12 protein-coding genes are annotated in these 15,765 nt (G+C 66.2%); 3 read left to right on the forward strand and 9 right to left on the reverse strand.

From position 1 onward, the window contains the following. Nucleotides 1–110: 110 nt before the first annotated feature. From EYW47_RS21475 to EYW47_RS21480, 3 genes are all read right to left on the reverse strand, one after another. On the reverse strand, nt 111–545 hold the full coding sequence (locus EYW47_RS21475; protein ID WP_133196855.1) for a MarR family winged helix-turn-helix transcriptional regulator: 435 nt from the start codon (nt 543–545) through the stop codon (nt 111–113). A 63-nt stretch (nt 546–608) separates the two neighbouring features. Further along, a complete protein-coding gene (locus EYW47_RS40975) occupies nt 609–758 on the reverse strand; it encodes a hypothetical protein (protein ID WP_165976640.1) in 150 nt (49 codons plus the stop codon). 178 nt (nt 759–936) lie between these two features. Then, the gene (locus EYW47_RS21480; protein ID WP_133196856.1) at nt 937–1,473 is read right to left on the reverse strand and encodes a carboxymuconolactone decarboxylase family protein; all 537 of its coding nucleotides are present in this window, start codon (nt 1,471–1,473) and stop codon (nt 937–939) included. A 152-nt stretch (nt 1,474–1,625) separates the two neighbouring features. Here EYW47_RS21480 and EYW47_RS21485 point away from each other — a divergent pair, with 152 nt between their 5' ends. Further along, a complete protein-coding gene (locus EYW47_RS21485; RefSeq protein WP_205710126.1) occupies nt 1,626–2,552 on the forward strand; it encodes an AraC family transcriptional regulator in 927 nt (308 codons plus the stop codon). Nucleotides 2,553–2,773: 221 nt separating this feature from the next. Here EYW47_RS21485 and EYW47_RS21490 read toward each other — a convergent pair whose 3' ends face one another. From EYW47_RS21490 to EYW47_RS21515, 6 genes are all read right to left on the reverse strand, one after another. Continuing rightward, nucleotides 2,774–4,264, reverse strand: coding sequence for an efflux transporter outer membrane subunit (locus tag EYW47_RS21490; RefSeq protein WP_133196857.1), 1,491 nt, complete (start codon nt 4,262–4,264; stop codon nt 2,774–2,776). A gap of 16 nt (nt 4,265–4,280) precedes the next feature. After that, complete coding sequence (locus EYW47_RS21495; RefSeq protein ID WP_133197001.1) at nt 4,281–5,813, reverse strand: DHA2 family efflux MFS transporter permease subunit; 1,533 nt, start codon at nt 5,811–5,813, stop codon at nt 4,281–4,283. 143 nt (nt 5,814–5,956) lie between these two features. Beyond that, nucleotides 5,957–7,051 (reverse strand): HlyD family secretion protein, encoded by a 1,095-nt coding sequence (locus EYW47_RS21500; RefSeq protein WP_133196858.1) that lies wholly within the window; start codon nt 7,049–7,051, stop codon nt 5,957–5,959. A gap of 239 nt (nt 7,052–7,290) precedes the next feature. After that, complete coding sequence (locus EYW47_RS21505) at nt 7,291–8,211, reverse strand: LysR family transcriptional regulator (RefSeq protein ID WP_133196859.1); 921 nt, start codon at nt 8,209–8,211, stop codon at nt 7,291–7,293. Between the two features lie 85 nt (nt 8,212–8,296). Further along, nucleotides 8,297–8,599: a helix-turn-helix domain-containing protein gene (locus tag EYW47_RS21510; RefSeq protein WP_133196860.1), complete on the reverse strand. Its 303-nt coding sequence runs from the start codon at nt 8,597–8,599 to the stop codon at nt 8,297–8,299. Between the two features lie 11 nt (nt 8,600–8,610). Then, entirely contained in the window at nt 8,611–10,086 is a 1,476-nt protein-coding gene (locus EYW47_RS21515; protein WP_133196861.1) for an aminotransferase-like domain-containing protein, read from the reverse strand. 190 nt (nt 10,087–10,276) lie between these two features. Here EYW47_RS21515 and EYW47_RS21520 point away from each other — a divergent pair, with 190 nt between their 5' ends. After that, complete coding sequence (locus EYW47_RS21520; RefSeq protein ID WP_133196862.1) at nt 10,277–12,604, forward strand: FdhF/YdeP family oxidoreductase; 2,328 nt, start codon at nt 10,277–10,279, stop codon at nt 12,602–12,604. A gap of 288 nt (nt 12,605–12,892) precedes the next feature. Beyond that, complete coding sequence (locus EYW47_RS21525; protein ID WP_240763836.1) at nt 12,893–15,760, forward strand: M16 family metallopeptidase; 2,868 nt, start codon at nt 12,893–12,895, stop codon at nt 15,758–15,760. Nucleotides 15,761–15,765 lie beyond the last annotated feature (5 nt).

Consider the following 15,765-nt stretch of genomic DNA (forward strand, 5'->3'; position numbering starts at 1 on the left):
ATCGCGGCGCCTCGGCGGCCCTCAGCCTGAGCGGCCCGAACCTCGGCGGCCCACCTACGCGGCCCGCACTGAAAGCAACGTAATCGCGCTATGCGCGGCTCACTGCACCTTCACTGCGTCGCCGCGTTGGTGAGCGCGAAGAGTTCGGCGCGCAGCGCCTTGGCGCGGTCGCGCTTCATGTACTGCTCGAATTCGGCCTGCGCGTCGAGCCACAGCGCATGCGCCTTCTCGTAGCGGCGCGCACCGCTTGCCGAGAGACGATAGACGAGCGTGCGCGTGTCGTGCTCGGCCGTGAACGCGAGCACGAGGCCATCGCGCTGCAAGGGCTTGAGCGCGCGCACGAGCGTCGTGCGGTCCATCACGAGCTCGTCCGAGAGCTCGGCCGCCGTGGCGTCCGGACGGCTGGCAAGACGCGAAAGAATCGTGAATTGCGCGGCCGTCACGCCCGCCTGAGAAAGATGGTGCTCATAAAGCTGCGTAACGAAGCGCGCCGCCTGTCGCAGCGCAAAACAGTTGCATTCCTCACGCGTCATTCGCTTCGCCATCGCTGCTCACCCTGGTCCGCTTCGTTCATCATGCGCCGTGCTCGCCCTGCACATGCACGGCCATCATACTTTCTCGAGCGCAAGCGCGATACCCTGGCCGCCATCGATGCAAAGCGTCACGACGCCGCGGCGCAAGCCGTCGCGATGCATCGACCATGCGGGATCGAGCTTTGCGGGCACAAGCGTCTCGCGCGCCGAATTCAGCCTGCTCATCGTGTTCTCTCCGTTGATTTGCAGAATTGCCGCATGTATCACTTCATTCTATGTATGCATATGCACACATTCCAGTGCTTTGGCCGAATCGATATTCACGATTCGTGGCACGTTTTATGTCGTGCCATACATGCGGCGCGAAAATCCGGCGCGCGGGTGCGGCCATGTCGCCGCGTCGTCAGGCCACGGCCGGGAAATCGAGCGTCGTATCGTTCACGCGGTTCACCAGATTCGTGAACGTGATCGACGTGATGGCGAGCGCGATCTCCACGATCTGGCGTTCCGTGTAACCCGCCTCGCGAATCGCATTGACCTCGGCTTCGGCCACCGTGCCGTGCGTACGCACCAGCACGCGCACGAAATGCACCAGCGCGTCGCGCTTCGCGTCGCCGGTTGCGTCACCCGCACGAATCTGCTTCATCCCTTCGGGCGTGAGGCCCGCGGCCTTGCCCATCAGCGTGTGTGCAGCTACACAGTAGTCGCAGCCGGCCACTTCGCTCACCGCGAGCTTGATGGTTTCGATATCGGGCTTGGCGAGCGAGCCGCCGGCCAGCACGGCGTCGACGGCCAGCATCGCGCCCAGCGCTTCGGGGCTGTGCGTGCCAATGGTGGCATAAGCGTTCGGCACCTTGCCGACGGCCTTGCGGATCTTCGCGAAGATTTCGGCGGCGGCACCTGTGGCGGCTTCGGGGCGAATGGCGGAAAGACGGGACATGACAAACTCCTCAAGTTGCATTGAACTGGCTGTGTTGCGTAGCCATCGTCGATGGCATGAAGCCAGTCTAGCCGCGCAGCCCGGCGCTTTTAATGCCAGAATGACGCGACTTCATGCCCGTTCGTCTCACTCAGATCGCCCAGCCGCCGCCCATGGACATCCTCAGCCGCCTTCTGACGCTCATGCCCGTCGCGGGCCGCCTCGACGTGCGCTGCCATTTCGGCGCGCCGTGGCGCATCGACGAGCCCGCCGCCGACGCGCGCGAGATCCGCTATCACGTGCTGCTGAGCGGCACGGCCATCGTCGAGGACGCGCACGGCGCGCCCACTGCGCTGCATGCGGGCGACATCGTTCTGTTTCCCTCGGGCGCGCCCCACCTGCTGCACGATGGCAGCGGCGCGCCGCCGGCCGCCGTCGAACGGCGCTTCGAGCAGGGTCACGCGGTCGAAACGAACCTTGCCGAAAGCCACGCTGCGGACGTGCTCTGCGGCCGCTTCCTGCTGCCCGCCGTGCCGCAGCGCCTCTTGCGCGAGAATCTTCCCGCCCGGCTCGTGGTACACAGCGCGAGCGCCGGCGGCAACCCGCCCGAGCGCCTTGTGCGCCTGATCGCGCTGCTGCGCGACGAGGCGCTCGACGCGCAGCCCGGCAGCGAGTCGCTCGTCAACCATCTTTCGGGCGCGCTCTTCGCGCTCACGCTGCGTTACGCGAGCCGTGCCGATGCGCCGCCGCGCGGCCTGCTCGCGCTCGCTCAGCAACCGCGCCTGCAGCCCGCCATCGACGCCATGTTCGACGCGCCCGGCAAGCCGTGGACGCTGCCGGAGCTCGCCGCGCTGTGCCATATGTCGCGCGCGACGTTCGTGCGCCACTTCGACGAAGCGATCGGGCGCAGCGCGGCCGACGTGCTCACCGACATCCGCATGACGCTCGCGGGCCGCATGCTCGCGCAGGGCGCCCAGCCGGTGGCCGAGATCGGCGAATTCGTGGGCTACCAGTCCGATGCCGCGTTTCAGCGCAGCTTCAAGCGACATGTGGGGATGACGCCCGCGCAATGGCGTGCCGCGGCTCGCGCGGGCGCGTGAGTGCAGCGAGTGCCTTGGCTGCTGCGACTGCCGTGGCTGCCGTGAGTGCCGTGAGTGCCGTGAGTGCCGTGAGTGCCGTGGGTGCCGTGGGTGCCGTGGGTGCCGTGGGTGCCGTGGGTGCCGTGGGTGCCGTGAGTACCGCGAGTGCTGCGAGCGCTGCGAGTGCCGTGACTGCCGCGACCGCCCTGGCTGCGTGATCGTTCGCGAAGCAGCGCGTATGTTCATCCGCCTTGCGCCTCGCTCATGGCGGGCGTGCCGGCGCCGGCCGCGACCACATCGCCGCTTTCGCTCCAGCCGCCGCCCAACGAGCGATAGAGCGCCACCGCCGCGAGCGCGCGCTCGCGCTTGGCGTTGTTGAGCAGATCAGCGTCGGCAAGCCAGGTCTGTTGCGCGCTCAGCACGTCGAGAAAGTCGGCCGCGCCGCCCTTGTATAGCTGGTTGGCGAGCTTGAGCGCCTGTTCGGACGACGTCACGGCGTCGCGCAACTGCTGGGTCTCGCCCGCCGTGCTCACGAGGTCGCTGCGGCTGTCTTCCACTTCGCGCAGCGCCTGCAACATCGTCTGCTGCAAGTTCAGTTGCGACTCGCGCATGCGGCTCTCGCTCTGCTCGATATCGGCCGTGATGCGGCCCGCGTTGAAGATCGGGCTCGTCGCGCTGAGCGCCGCGCTGAAGAGGTTGTCGGTGAGCGTGGGCAGGCCCAGATACGACGATGCGAGCACACCGTCCGTGAGATTGAGCGAGAACTTCGGATAGCGCTCCGCGCGCGCGACGCCCACTTCCGCCGCGCGCTGCTGCACGGTCGCGTAAGCGGCCTGCACGTCGGGGCGGCGCAACAGGGCCTCCGAAGGCAGCCATTGCGGCACGCCCGCGGGCGCCGCCGGAATGGGCGCGGGCGCAGCCAGCGCGAGCTGCGCGACCGACTCGGGCGTGCGCCCCGTATACACCGCGATGAGGTTCAATTGATGGTCGATGCTCGCCTGCGCGCGCGGAATGCGCGCCTGCAACTCGCTCAACTGAGTTTGCGCACGCGTTACGTCGAGCTGAGTCGAAAGGCCATACTTCAAGCGGTCTTGAGTCAACTGCAATGTGCGCTGCCTGATCGATACGTTGTCCTGCAGAATCTTCAGTTCGGCTTGTGCCCAGCGCAGATCCACGTAGGCCGATGCAGTATCCGCCGCCAGTGCGAGCCGCACCGCGTCGAGCGCATGTTGCTGGCCCACCAGGTTCGCCTGTGCCGCGAGCAGGTCCAGACGCTCGCCGCCGAACACGTCCGGCGCCCAGCTCAGCGTCACACCGGCGCCCGCCTCTTTCACGTAGCCGAGCGGCGGCGGCGTGTTCTGCCGCTCGTAGGCGCCGTGCGCCGTGAAGTCCAGTTGCGGCAGCAGCGCGGCGTGCTTCTGCGTCGTGATCGATTGCGCCTGCTTCACACGCTCGGCCGCCGCCTGCAAGTCGAGATTGCCGCTCAGCACGCTCGAGAGCAGCGCATCGAGTGTCGGGTCGTCGAACTGGGCCCACCACGCGCGCGCATCGACGGCGTCCTGCGGCGCGTCGATGCGCCAGGCGGCGGGAGCCGTCGCGTGCACGGCGGAAGGCAGATCGGCGTGCTGCGCGGGCTGCACGGCGCAGGCGGCAAGCACGGCCGCGACGAGAGCCGCGAGCCCCACGCGCGCGAGGCGCTGTGGCTTCGAGTGGGAATGGCCTCGCAATTGCATAGGAAACCTCAAGGACTCAATGGGCATCGGGCGGCGGTGTGTTGTGGACAGGCTGCGAGAACGCCACACAGGCAATGGCAACCACGAAGCACAGCGAGAGCACGAAGAACGTATCGGAGAACGTCATCACGAGCGCCTCGCGCAGCACGAGCGCATGCAGTTGCGCGAGGCCCGCTTGCGCCGCATCGAGCGTGTTGCCTGCAATAGCGGACCAGTGGTTCGTGCTCCCGGCGAGCAAGCTCTCGACTTGCGGCGCGCCGTGCACGACACGCTCATTGAGCCGCAGATAGTGAAAGTTGAGCCGGTCGTTGAGCATGGTCGCGCTCACCGCAATGCCGATCGCGCCGCCCAGGTTGCGCATCAGGTTGAAGAGACCGCTTGCCGACTTGAGCCGCGAAGGCGGCAGTGAGCCGAGCGACATGGTGACAATAGGCGGAATCGCGAACTGCTGGCCCACGCCGCGCAGCGCCTGGGGCAGCAGGAATTGCTGCCAGCCCCAGTCGTGCGTGAGCGGCACGTACAGATAGCAGCCAAGGCCGAAGCAAACGAGGCCGAACAGCATCAACGCCCGCATGCTGAAGAAGCGCGTGGCGTATGCATAGGCACCGAGCGCGAGCATCTGGAACACGCCCACCGAAAGCAGCGAAAGCCCGATCTGCAGCGAGCTGAAGCCACGCACCTCGGCAAGAAAGAGCGGCGTGAGGAACACCGCCACGAAGATGCCGATGCCCGTGACGAACGAGAGCACGCTGCCGATGCCGAAGTTGCGCACCGCGAGCGCGCGCAGGTCGACGACGGGCTCCTTCGCGGTGAGCGCATGCACGATGAAGAGAAAGCCGCAGATTGCCGAGACCCATGCGCAGGCCACGATGGTGTCGTCGCCGAACCAGTTCTTGCGCGGCCCTTCTTCGAGCACGTATTCGAGGCAGCCGAGAAAGGCGCACATCAGCGCGATGCCGATATAGTCGCCGCGCTTGATGAGCGCGAGATCGGGCTCGTCGATATGCACGTACTTCGGCACGAGCGCGGCCACGGCGATGCCCGGCACAAGGTTCAGATAGAACAGCCAGTGCCACGACCATTGGTCGGTGATCCAGCCGCCTATCACGGGGCCGAGCGTGGGCGCGAGCGAGGCGAGCGCGCCGATGGTCGTGGAGGCCACGATCCGCTGCTTGCCCGGAAAGAGCACGAAGGCGGTGGTGAACACGGTGGGGATCATCGCCGCGCCCAGCGCGCCTTGCAGGGCGCGAAACGTGATCATCGAGTCGATATCCCAGGCAAGGCCGCACAGCATGCTCGTCACCGTGAAGCCCACCGCCGAGGCCACGAAGAGCCAGCGCGTGGAGAACACTTTCGAGAGCCAGCCGGACATCGGAATCACCATGATTTCGGCGATCAGATACGCTGTCTGCACCCAGGACAGCTCGTCCTGGCTCGCGGAGAGCCCGCCGCCGATGTCACGCAACGAGGAAGCGACGATCTGGATGTCGAGCGTGGCCATGAAAAAACCGATGCACATCAACGCGAAGGCGAAGGCGCGCTGCGCCATGGGCTGCTCGTGCGGCGCGAGCTTGTGGTGCGCTGCGTGTGCTTCGGGGGCCTGGTGTGCCTCGTGCCCCGCCCGCACGGGCCGTACTTCTATGGCGGAAGTCGTATCGCTCATGTCGTGCCACCCTGTTTCAATGCACGGCGTCAGTCCACGGCGGCGGCGGTTTGCCCGCCATCGCGCAGATGCACCGTTACCGTGGCGGAAAGGCCGGGCCGCAGCACGCCCTCCATGCCTTGCGGCACCTTCACGCGAATGCGCACCGGCACGCGCTGCACGATCTTCGTGAAGTTGCCCGTGGCGTTCTCGGGCGGCAGCACGCTGAAGGTCGCGCCCGTGGCGGGCGCAAGGCTCTCCACCGTGCCATGCAGCGTTGTGCTTGCGGCGTCGAGCATGACGTCGGCGTGGTCTCCTGCATGCATCTTCTTGAGTTGGTCTTCCTTGAAGTTCGCGTCCACCCAGAGATCGGCCGCGGGCACCACCGTGAAGAGCGGCGCGCCCACGTTCGCGAGCATGCCCACGCGCGCAGTGCGGTTGCCGATGTACCCGTCCACCGGTGCGCGGATCGTCGTGTATTCCACGTTGAGCGCGGCGAGGCGCCGGTTCGCCTCGGCCGTTCCCACGCGTGCCTGCGCGTTGGCGATCTGCGCGGCAAGCACGTCGAGCTGGCGCTGCGCGGCCACCACCGACGCGCCGCTCCGGGCCACGGAGGCCTGCGCCTTCGCGTAATCGGCATCGGCGCGCTCGACGAGCTGGTTCGACACCGCGTCGTCTTTCACAAGCGCGCGATAGCGCGTCTGATCCTGCGCGCTGCGCGTGAGCTCGGCGTCCGAGGCGCGCACTTCGGCCTGGTGCTGGCCGATCACCGCGGCCTGCAGCGTGCGCTGCGCTTCCAGCTCCGCCACCGCGGCGCGCGCGCTCGCGAGCTCGGCGTCGGCCTGTGCGAGCTTCGCGTCATAGTCGCGTGGGTCGAGCCGCATGAGCACCTGGTTCGCCCGCACGCGCTGGTTGTCCTGCACGAGGATCTCGGCGACGAAGCCGCTCACGCGCGGCGCCATCACCGTGACGTTGCCGCCCACGTAGGCGTCGTCGGTGGTCTGTATGAAGCGCAGCACGAAAAACCAGTAGCCGCCCGCCACCGCGAGCACGAGCGCCACCGCGCCGAGCGCGAGCGGCATCCACGGCAGACCCGCGCGCTCGCGCCGCGCCGCAACCGGGGCGGGAGTGGAAGGACTCGACATGACGTTCACCTGTGCATATGCACTTTCGAAGTTGAAAAAGCCGCCGTGCGATTGAAGCCGGTCATTGGAGAAACATCGGGGCGCTTCAGACGGCGCGCGCTGCGCAGCAACAGACGCCGCGCGCGTAAGCGTGCATATGCACAGATTAGACGATGCGGCGCTCCGAAACAACCGTCGCGCGCGGCATCACTTTATGACCGCGCCGACAACAATCGCCCCTGCCTGGGACCGCTTTGCCTTCAGTTTCCTTGCTGTGCCGCCTGGGCTGCGCCGCCAAAAAACTCGGTGGCGTGGTCAATGAAGGCGCGCACCTTCGCGGGCAGCAGCGTGCGCGACGCGTAGGCGATGCGAAGCTCGATCTGTGCGTCGACGATGGGAAAGTCGTCGAGCAGCGTGACGAGCCGCCCCGTCTCCAGTTCGCGCTGCACGAGCGGGAGCGGCAGGATGCCGATGCCGAAGCCTTCGAGCACCATCGCGCAGTTGAAGTCGGGATTGTTCGAGGCGATGTCGTACTTCATGCGCACGGTCACGTCCTCGTCGCCCGCGCGGAATGTGAGCGACGGCTTGCGCAGCGAAGGCGGCATGGGCACGAACACGTGCGATTCGAGATCGGCGGGATGCCGCGGCGTCGAGGTTGCCGCGAGGTACGCGGGCGTCGTGGCGAGCGCGAGCGGGATGCGGTCGAGCAACTTGGTGACCGTGCCGTCGTTGTTGAGCATGAACGGCAGCACGAGCCCCAGGTCGAAGCCGTCCGCGACCAGATCGACGGGACGCTCGGTCAACGTCACGTCGAGCGTCACCTTCGGATACGCACGCTTGAAGCTGGCAATGAGCGGCACGAGCCGGTTCACCGCCGCCGTAGTGTGCGCAACGAGACGCAGCACGCCGCTGGGCTCGCGCGTCTGCTCGGTCGCGCCGGCCTCCAGCGCGTCCAGGTCGTCGAGCACGCGGCAGCAGCCGTCGTAGAAGCGCTCGGCGGCTTCAGTCAGCGAGACCGCGCGCGTGGTGCGATGAAAGAGCCGGCTGCCAAGGCGCTTTTCAAGCCGCGCGATCGCGCGCGAGACGACGGGCGTGGCAAGCCCGTGCATGTCCGCGGCGCGCGTGAAGCTGCGCGCCTCGACCACGGAACGAAAGATCCGCAGGGTGTCGATATAGTCCATGGCGATTGCGCCAATGATGGCGAATGGAATTAGATTCAGTGCAGTAGCTAGAAGCCACCTGTGAAAACGGCAGGAGCCGGCCGCGTCAAGGTGCGGGTGCGCCGAAAACCTCCGCGCAGAATCCGCGACCGTCCTCGGAAAGGCTTGCGCTGCCGGTGCCGTCCTCGGCGAGCGTCGTCACCGCGAGGCCGCCGTCCACGAGCGCCGTGAGATGGCGGCGCAGGCCGCTCATCGGCACGCCCGCCTGTTTCGAGAGCTTCGCGAGCGACCACGCGCGCCCCGGTGTTTCGCATTGCGCGCGCCAGAGCTGCTCGAGTATGGCCACCAGCGCCGGATCGATTTCGTCGCCGTTTTCCTCGCCGTCGTGCCGATCGTTTTCATTGTTCATCGTAGGTCTCCTCAGGCCATTTTCGCGGCCAGTTCGCCGAGGGTCTTCAACGCCGTCTCGGTCTGCGCGGTCCACGCATAGCTGTAGTTCAGGCGGATGTAATGGTGGAAATTGTTGCGCATCGAAAACATGTAGCCCGGCCCGATCGTGATGCCCTGCGCGAGCGCGGCCCGGTAGAGCCGCATCGAATCCACGCGCGGCGGCAGCTCGACCCACAGCACGTAGCCGCCCTGCGGGTCGGAGGTGCGCGTGCCGGCGGGAAAGAACCGCTCGATCATCGCACGCATCAGGCGCGCCTGCTGGCGATAGAAGCGGCGCAATCGACGCAGGTGGCGGTCGTAGCCGTCGTGGCGCAGATAGTCGGCGAGCGCCACCTGCGGCACCGAGGGCGTGGTCAGCGTATTGAGGAACTTGAGCTTCTCGACCTGCGCGCGGTAGCGCCCCGGCAGCGCCCAGCCGATGCGGTACGACGCCGACAGGCTCTTCGAGAACGACGCGCAATGCAGCACGAGCCCGCGCGTGTCGAACTGCTTGAGCGACGATGGCCGCGTCGGCCCGAAGTAGAGCTCCTGATAGACGTCGTTTTCGATCACGGGCAAGTCGTGCGCTTCGGCCAGCGCCACGAGCCGCAACATGTGCGCATCGGGCATGCGAAAGCCGAGCGGATTCTGGAAATTCGGCATCACCATGCACGCGGCCACCTTCTTGCGCGCAAGCACGCGCTCGAGCGCATCGAGGTCGATGCCGGTCTCGGGGTGCGTGCTCACTTCGATCGCGCGCATGCCGAGACGCTCGATCGCGTGCAGCATTGCGTAGTAAGTGGGCGACTCGACCACCACGGTGTCGCCCGGCTTCGCCACCGCTTGCAGGCTCAGGTTGATGGCCTCGGTCGCGCCCACCGTGATGACGATTTCCTCGGGATCGATGTCGGCGCCGTTCTCCGCGTAGCGGCGCGCGATCTGGCGGATCAGCTCGGGGTTGCCGGGCGGCAGGTCGTCGATCAGGTTCCAGCTCGCGTGGCGCCGCGCGATCGCGTTCGCATACTGGTTGATGCGCCGCCACGGAAAGAGTGCCGGGTCCGGATACGGCGAGCCGAGCGGCACCGCGTCCTGCGCGACGATGCTGCGCAAGGTGGACAGCACGAGGCGGCTCACGTCCACCGAAGCGGGCGCCGCGTTGTGCACGGGCTCCATCGGCGCCTTCGCCGCGCGGCCATGACGCGACTTGCCTCCCTGCGGAGCATGCGCCGAGCGCGCATTTCGCCCTTCGAGCACCACGGGACGGGCCTTCACGAAGAACCCCGACTGCGGCCGTGATTCGATCACGCCCCGGCTCTCGAGCAGCGCATAGGCGTGCACCACGGTCTTGATGCTCACGCCATGCTGCTCGCTCGCGCGCCGCACCGAGAGAATGCGCTCGCCCGGCGCGAACACGCCGCGCCGCACGGCGGCCTCGATGTCGTCGGCGAGTTGTTCGTAGCGGGGCACAGTCGGCGGGGCAGTCACGGGCGGCAGGCAAAGCGAATCGGGCGATCCCGTGAGTCTATGTCAAATCGTCGCAACTGTATCCCTTGCTTTTTCGTTTTTCTGTGATCACCGGGCCTGCAGGAACACAGTAGTCTTCGCACATCGGGCGGCGCATCCGCACCGTCCCTGCCTGACCAGATCCGAACGCAACATGAAAAAGCCGCAACCCCGCATCGAGCCCTATCACCATCCCGCCGCCGGCTGGGGGGCGCTCAAGCAAGTCGCCATCAACCTCATCAAGGAAAAGGTGACGGGCGGCAACTACCGGACGCTGCTCAAGCAGAACCAGCCCGACGGCTTCGACTGCCCGGGCTGCGCCTGGCCCGACCGCGAGCACGCCTCCACCTTCGAGTTCTGCGAGAACGGCGTGAAGGCCGTGGCCGCGGAGGCCACCAGCAAGCGCGTGACGCCGCAATTCTTCGCGGAGCACACCGTCACCGAACTGATGGCGCAATCGGACTACGAGCTGGAGCAGCACGGCCGCCTGACCGATCCGCTTGTCTACGACGCGAAGCAGGACCGCTACGTGCCGATCGACTGGGACGACGCGTTCAGGCTCGTCGCGAAGCACCTGAACGCGCTCGACGATCCGAACCGCGCAGCCTTCTACACCTCGGGCCGCGCCAGCAACGAAGCCGCGTTCCTCTATCAGCTGTTCGTGCGCATGTATGGCACGAACAACTTCCCCGACTGCTCGAACATGTGCCACGAGGCCACCAGCCGCGGCCTGCCGGGCACGGTGGGCATCGGCAAGGGCACGGTCACGCTCGACGACTTCGAGCACGCCGACACGCTCTTGATCTTCGGCCAGAATCCCGCCACCAATCACCCGCGCATGCTGGGCGAGCTGCGCGATTGCGCGAAGCGTGGCGCGACCATCGTCTCGATCAACCCGCTCAAGGAGCGCGGCCTCGAGCGCTTCGCAAGCCCGCAGCACACGCTCGACATGCTCTCGCCTTCAGGAGTCCAGATCAGCTCGGTGTTCATCCGCCCGCGCGTGGGCGGCGACTTCGCGCTCATCAAGGGCGTGGCCAAGCGCACGCTCGAGCTCGACGACGCCGCGCGCGCGATGGGTGCAGAACGCGGCGCCGAACGCGTGCTCGACGTGGATTTCATCGCCGAACATACGGTGGGCTTCGAGGCCTTCGCGGCCGACCTGCGCGCCGAGTCGTGGGACACCATTGTCGCCGAGGCGGGCGTGCCGCTCGAAGAAGTGCTCAAGCTCGCGGATATCTACGTGAAGGGCAAGGCCGTGATCGCGACCTGGGGCATGGGCATCACGCAGCACAAGAACTCGCTCGCGACCGTGCAACTGCTCTCGAACCTCATGATGATGCGCGGGAACATCGGGCGGCGCGGTGCGGGCCTGTGCCCCGTGCGCGGACACTCGAACGTGCAGGGCGACCGCACGGTGGGCATCGAGGAGAAGCCCACCCAGGCGTTCCTCGACCGCCTCGGCAAGGCCTACGATTTCGAGCCGCCGCGCGAGCACGGCTACGACGTGGTCGAGACGATCCACGCGATGCTCGAAGGCCATGTGAAGGTGTTCATCGGCCTCGGCGGCAACTTCTCGATCGCCACGCCCGACACGCCGCGCACGTGGGAAGCGATGCGCTCGTGCGCGCTCACGGTGCACGTGACCACCAAGCTCAACCGCAGCCATCTCGTGCATGGCGAAGACGCGCTCATTCTGCCCACGCTCGGCCGCACCGAGATCGACTTGCAGAACGGCGTGCCGCAAGGCGTGAGCGTGGAAGACTCGATGAGCATGGTGCATATCTCGTACGGCATGAACCGCCCCGCTTCGCAGAATCTGCTTTCGGAAATCGCCATTGTCGCGCGCATGGCGCACGCCACGCTCGGTAGCGAGAAGGTGGACTGGCTCGGGCTTGCCGCCGACTACGCGAAGATCCGCGACGGCATCGAAAAGGTCTTCGACGGCTTCGAGAACTACAACGAGCGCCTGAAGCATCCGGGCGGCTTCCACCTGGGCGTGGCCTCGCGCGATCGCATCTGGAAGACGCCGAGCGGCAAGGCGCAGTACGTGGTGCATGCCATCGCGCTCGATACGCCGATCCATCGCGCACGCGCCGCGCACGGCCAGCAGTTGATGACGCTGATGACCACGCGCTCGCACGACCAGTACAACACCACGATCTATGGTCTCGACGACCGCTATCGCGGCGTCTATGGCCAGCGCCGCGTGCTGTTCGCGAACCGCGAGGACATTACGATGCTCGGCTTCGAGCCTGGCCAGCGCGTGGACATCACGAGCGTGTGGGACGACGGCGTGGAGCGCCACGTCGAGGACTTCCTGCTAGTGGAGTACGACATTCCGCGCGGGTGCCTCGGTGCCTACTATCCGGAGACGAATCCGCTCGTGCCGCTTTCGTCGATTGCGGATGGCGCGGGCACGCCTACGTCGAAATCGATTCCGGTGTTGCTGAGCCCGACGAAGGCAGCGGCGCTCGCAGCGTGATCGCGAAGCGCACTCGCGTCGCGCGCGACAGCACGAAGGCCAACCTCCGTCAGCCTCGGCCTGCTGGCCGGAAACCGGCTGAATAACATCCCGAAGCCCGGCCTGGAGCTGGGCTTCGTCAATTCACGACCGCTCCAGGTTCCATGAGAGCGATCCGATTCTCAAAGTTTGTTAGCTGAAACACAAACCTTGCTCAAGCTTTGTCCACTTCCGACACCGATGGCGCCGGAAACGCAATCTAGAATGCCTGCGCACTGATCCAGCCACAACACGCGCCACGCATTCGCCATGCCAAAGAAAATCGTCTCCCTGCTTGCCTTCGCACTGCTGAGCTTCCCGCTCGTCATGACCGAGCTCGCGTTCGGCGCTGCGCCGCCATCGACCACCACGCAATCGAATGCGACGATTCCGTACACGCGCTTCACGCTCCCCAACGGCCTGACCGTGGTCGTCAGCGAGGACCACAAGGCGCCTGTCGTAGCGGTAGGCGTCTGGTATCACACAGGCGCCGCCGACGAGCCAGCCGGCAAGGCCGGCTTCGCCCATCTGTACGAGCATCTGATGTTCTCCGGCTCCGAGAATCACAAGGGCTCGTACTTCGCGCCGTTCGAGCGCGCCGGCGCGACGGATCAGAACGGCGCGACGTCCTTCGACGTCACCCGCTATTACGAAACGGTCCCGACCACGGCGCTCGACATGGCGCTGTGGATGGAATCGGACCGCATGGGTCATCTGCTCGGTGCGATCGGCCAGCATGAACTCGACACGCAACGCGGCGTCGTGGAGAACGAAAAGCGTCAAGGCGAAAACGAGCCGGGAGGCCATGTACTGGAGGACGTTCTCAACCACATCTGGCCCGCCAATCATGCGTACCAGCACGGCGTCATCGGATCGGTACCCAATCTCGACGCTGCCTCGCTCGCCGACGTCAAGCAATGGTTCAGGCAGTACTACGGCGCGGCCAATGCGACGCTCGTGCTCGTCGGCGATATCACGGAGGCGCAGGCGAGAGCCAAGGCCGCGCAGTATTTCGGCGACATCCCCGCGGGGCCGCCCGTGCCGCGTCAGCAGCCGTGGGTCACGCCGCTCGCGCAAACGCAGTATGGCGTGCAATACGACCAGGTGGCCAATCCGAGCGTTTCCCGCACATGGGTCGCGCCCCAGGTCGGTGCGGACGATTCCGTGCTGCTCCAGTTGGCCGCGATGATACTGGGCGGCGAGAAAACCTCGCGCTTGTACCAGCGCATCGTGTACCGGGACAAGCTCGCGGACTCGGTGGGCGCCAACTCGACACCCTACGCGCTCGCTGGCACCTTCACCATCTCCGTCGATTCAGTGCACCCCGGGAAGCTGCGCGCGCTCGATGCAGCGATCGACAACGAGGTGAAGCGGTTCGTCGACGCGGGTCCGACGCCCGACGAACTGGAGCGCGCCAAGCTCGCCGTCCGGCTGGCGATTCTGAAAAGCCTCGAGAATGTGGGCGGCAACAGCGGCAAACTCAGGATCCTTGCCGACGGGCAGGTCTTGCGCAACGATCCGCTCGCCTACGCGAAAGGTGCGGCTATTGCCGAAGCGGCCACGCCGGCAAGCGTCAAGGCAGCGGCGGCGAGGTGGCTGAGCAAGGGCAGCTACGTGTTGACCGTGCTGCCTGCCAATACGAAGCCCGATCGCGGCGAGCAGTTCGCCAAAATCCCCCCGCGCGGTGCTGCCGAAGGCCACCCCGCGCCGCAGATGCCGCCCGCGCGCGCCTACGTCACGGAAAAAAGCCAGGTAGACCGAAGTAAGGGCGTGCCGCCGGTGACCACGTTTCCCGGCCTGAAGTTTCCGGCGCTGGAGCACGCGAGGCTCAGCAATGGCATTGAAGTGGTGCTGGCACAGTGGCATGCCATTCCGGTCACGCACGTGCAACTCCTGTTCGACGCCGGTTTTGCAGCCGACCAGGGGCGCAAGCTCGGCACGGCCAATGCCACGGCAATCGTCATGAACGAAAGTACGCACGACCTCGATGCGATGGCCGTCGACAGGCTCAAACAGCAACTGGGCGCCGTCACCAACGTCAACTGCGGGCTCGATGCTTGCTGGGCGTCGCTCGACGCCTTGAACGACCGGCTGCAACCGTCGCTTGCCCTCTTTGCCGACATCGTGCGCAATCCGGCGTTCAAAGCCGAAGACGTCAAGCGCCAGCTCAACGCCTCCGACATCGAGGCGGAGAAGTCGGATCCCAATGCGCTCGCGCTGCGCACGCTGCCGGTGCAGCTTTATGGCAAGCAACACGCTTATGGCATTCCGTTCACCGGCTCCGGTACGGAGGCGTCCGTCGAATCCATCCAGCCGTCCGACCTGAAGGCGTTCCACCGCGACTGGATGCGGCCCGACAACGTGAAGATTCTCGTGGCTGGGGACACCACGCTGAAGCAGATCGTCCCGCAGCTCGAAGCGGTATTCGGAGACTGGAAGGCGCCGCACAGCCCGGTGCCGAAAAAGAATATCGCCCCGGTGACTCCGCAAACCAGGGCGCGCGTATTCCTCATCGACCGCCCGGGCGCCGGGCAGTCGATGATCCTGGCCGGGCTCCTCGCGCCATCGAGCAAGTCTGCGCAAGCCTTGCAGCTCGAACTGGCCAACGACGCGTTCGGCGGCACCTTCATGTCGCGTCTGAACATGAATCTGCGCGAAAACAAGCGCTGGTCCTATGGCGCCAATAGCGACCTCGTGGACGCAGTCGGCCAGCGTCCACTCTTCATCACTGCCCCGGTACAAACCGACAAGACCGCCGATGCCATGCGCGAAATCGTCAAGGAGCTGTCCGACGTCGCCGGCCCGCGGCCGCTCACCGCGCAGGAGATCGAGAACGTCAAGGCTTCAACGGTGCGCAGCATGCCCGGGCAATTCCAGACAGGCAGCGATGTGCTCGACGCGATGCAGTCCATCGCGCAATACGACCGTCCCGCCGATTACGTGAACCAGCTCAAGGCCCAAGTCGAAGGCGTCACGCCGGCGCAGGCGCAATCGGCCCTCGCGGAAGTCGTCCGGGCGCAGGGCGTCACATGGGTCATCGTCGGCGACCTGAAGACGATCGAAAAGCCCGTCAGGGCCCTCAACCTCGGCGATGTGAAAGTGCTGGATGCCGACGGCAATGTCATGCCGTCCAGGTGATCACG

Origin of the sequence: Paraburkholderia silviterrae (assembly GCF_004353915.1) — a bacterium.
GTDB lineage: Bacteria > Pseudomonadota > Gammaproteobacteria > Burkholderiales > Burkholderiaceae > Paraburkholderia > Paraburkholderia silviterrae.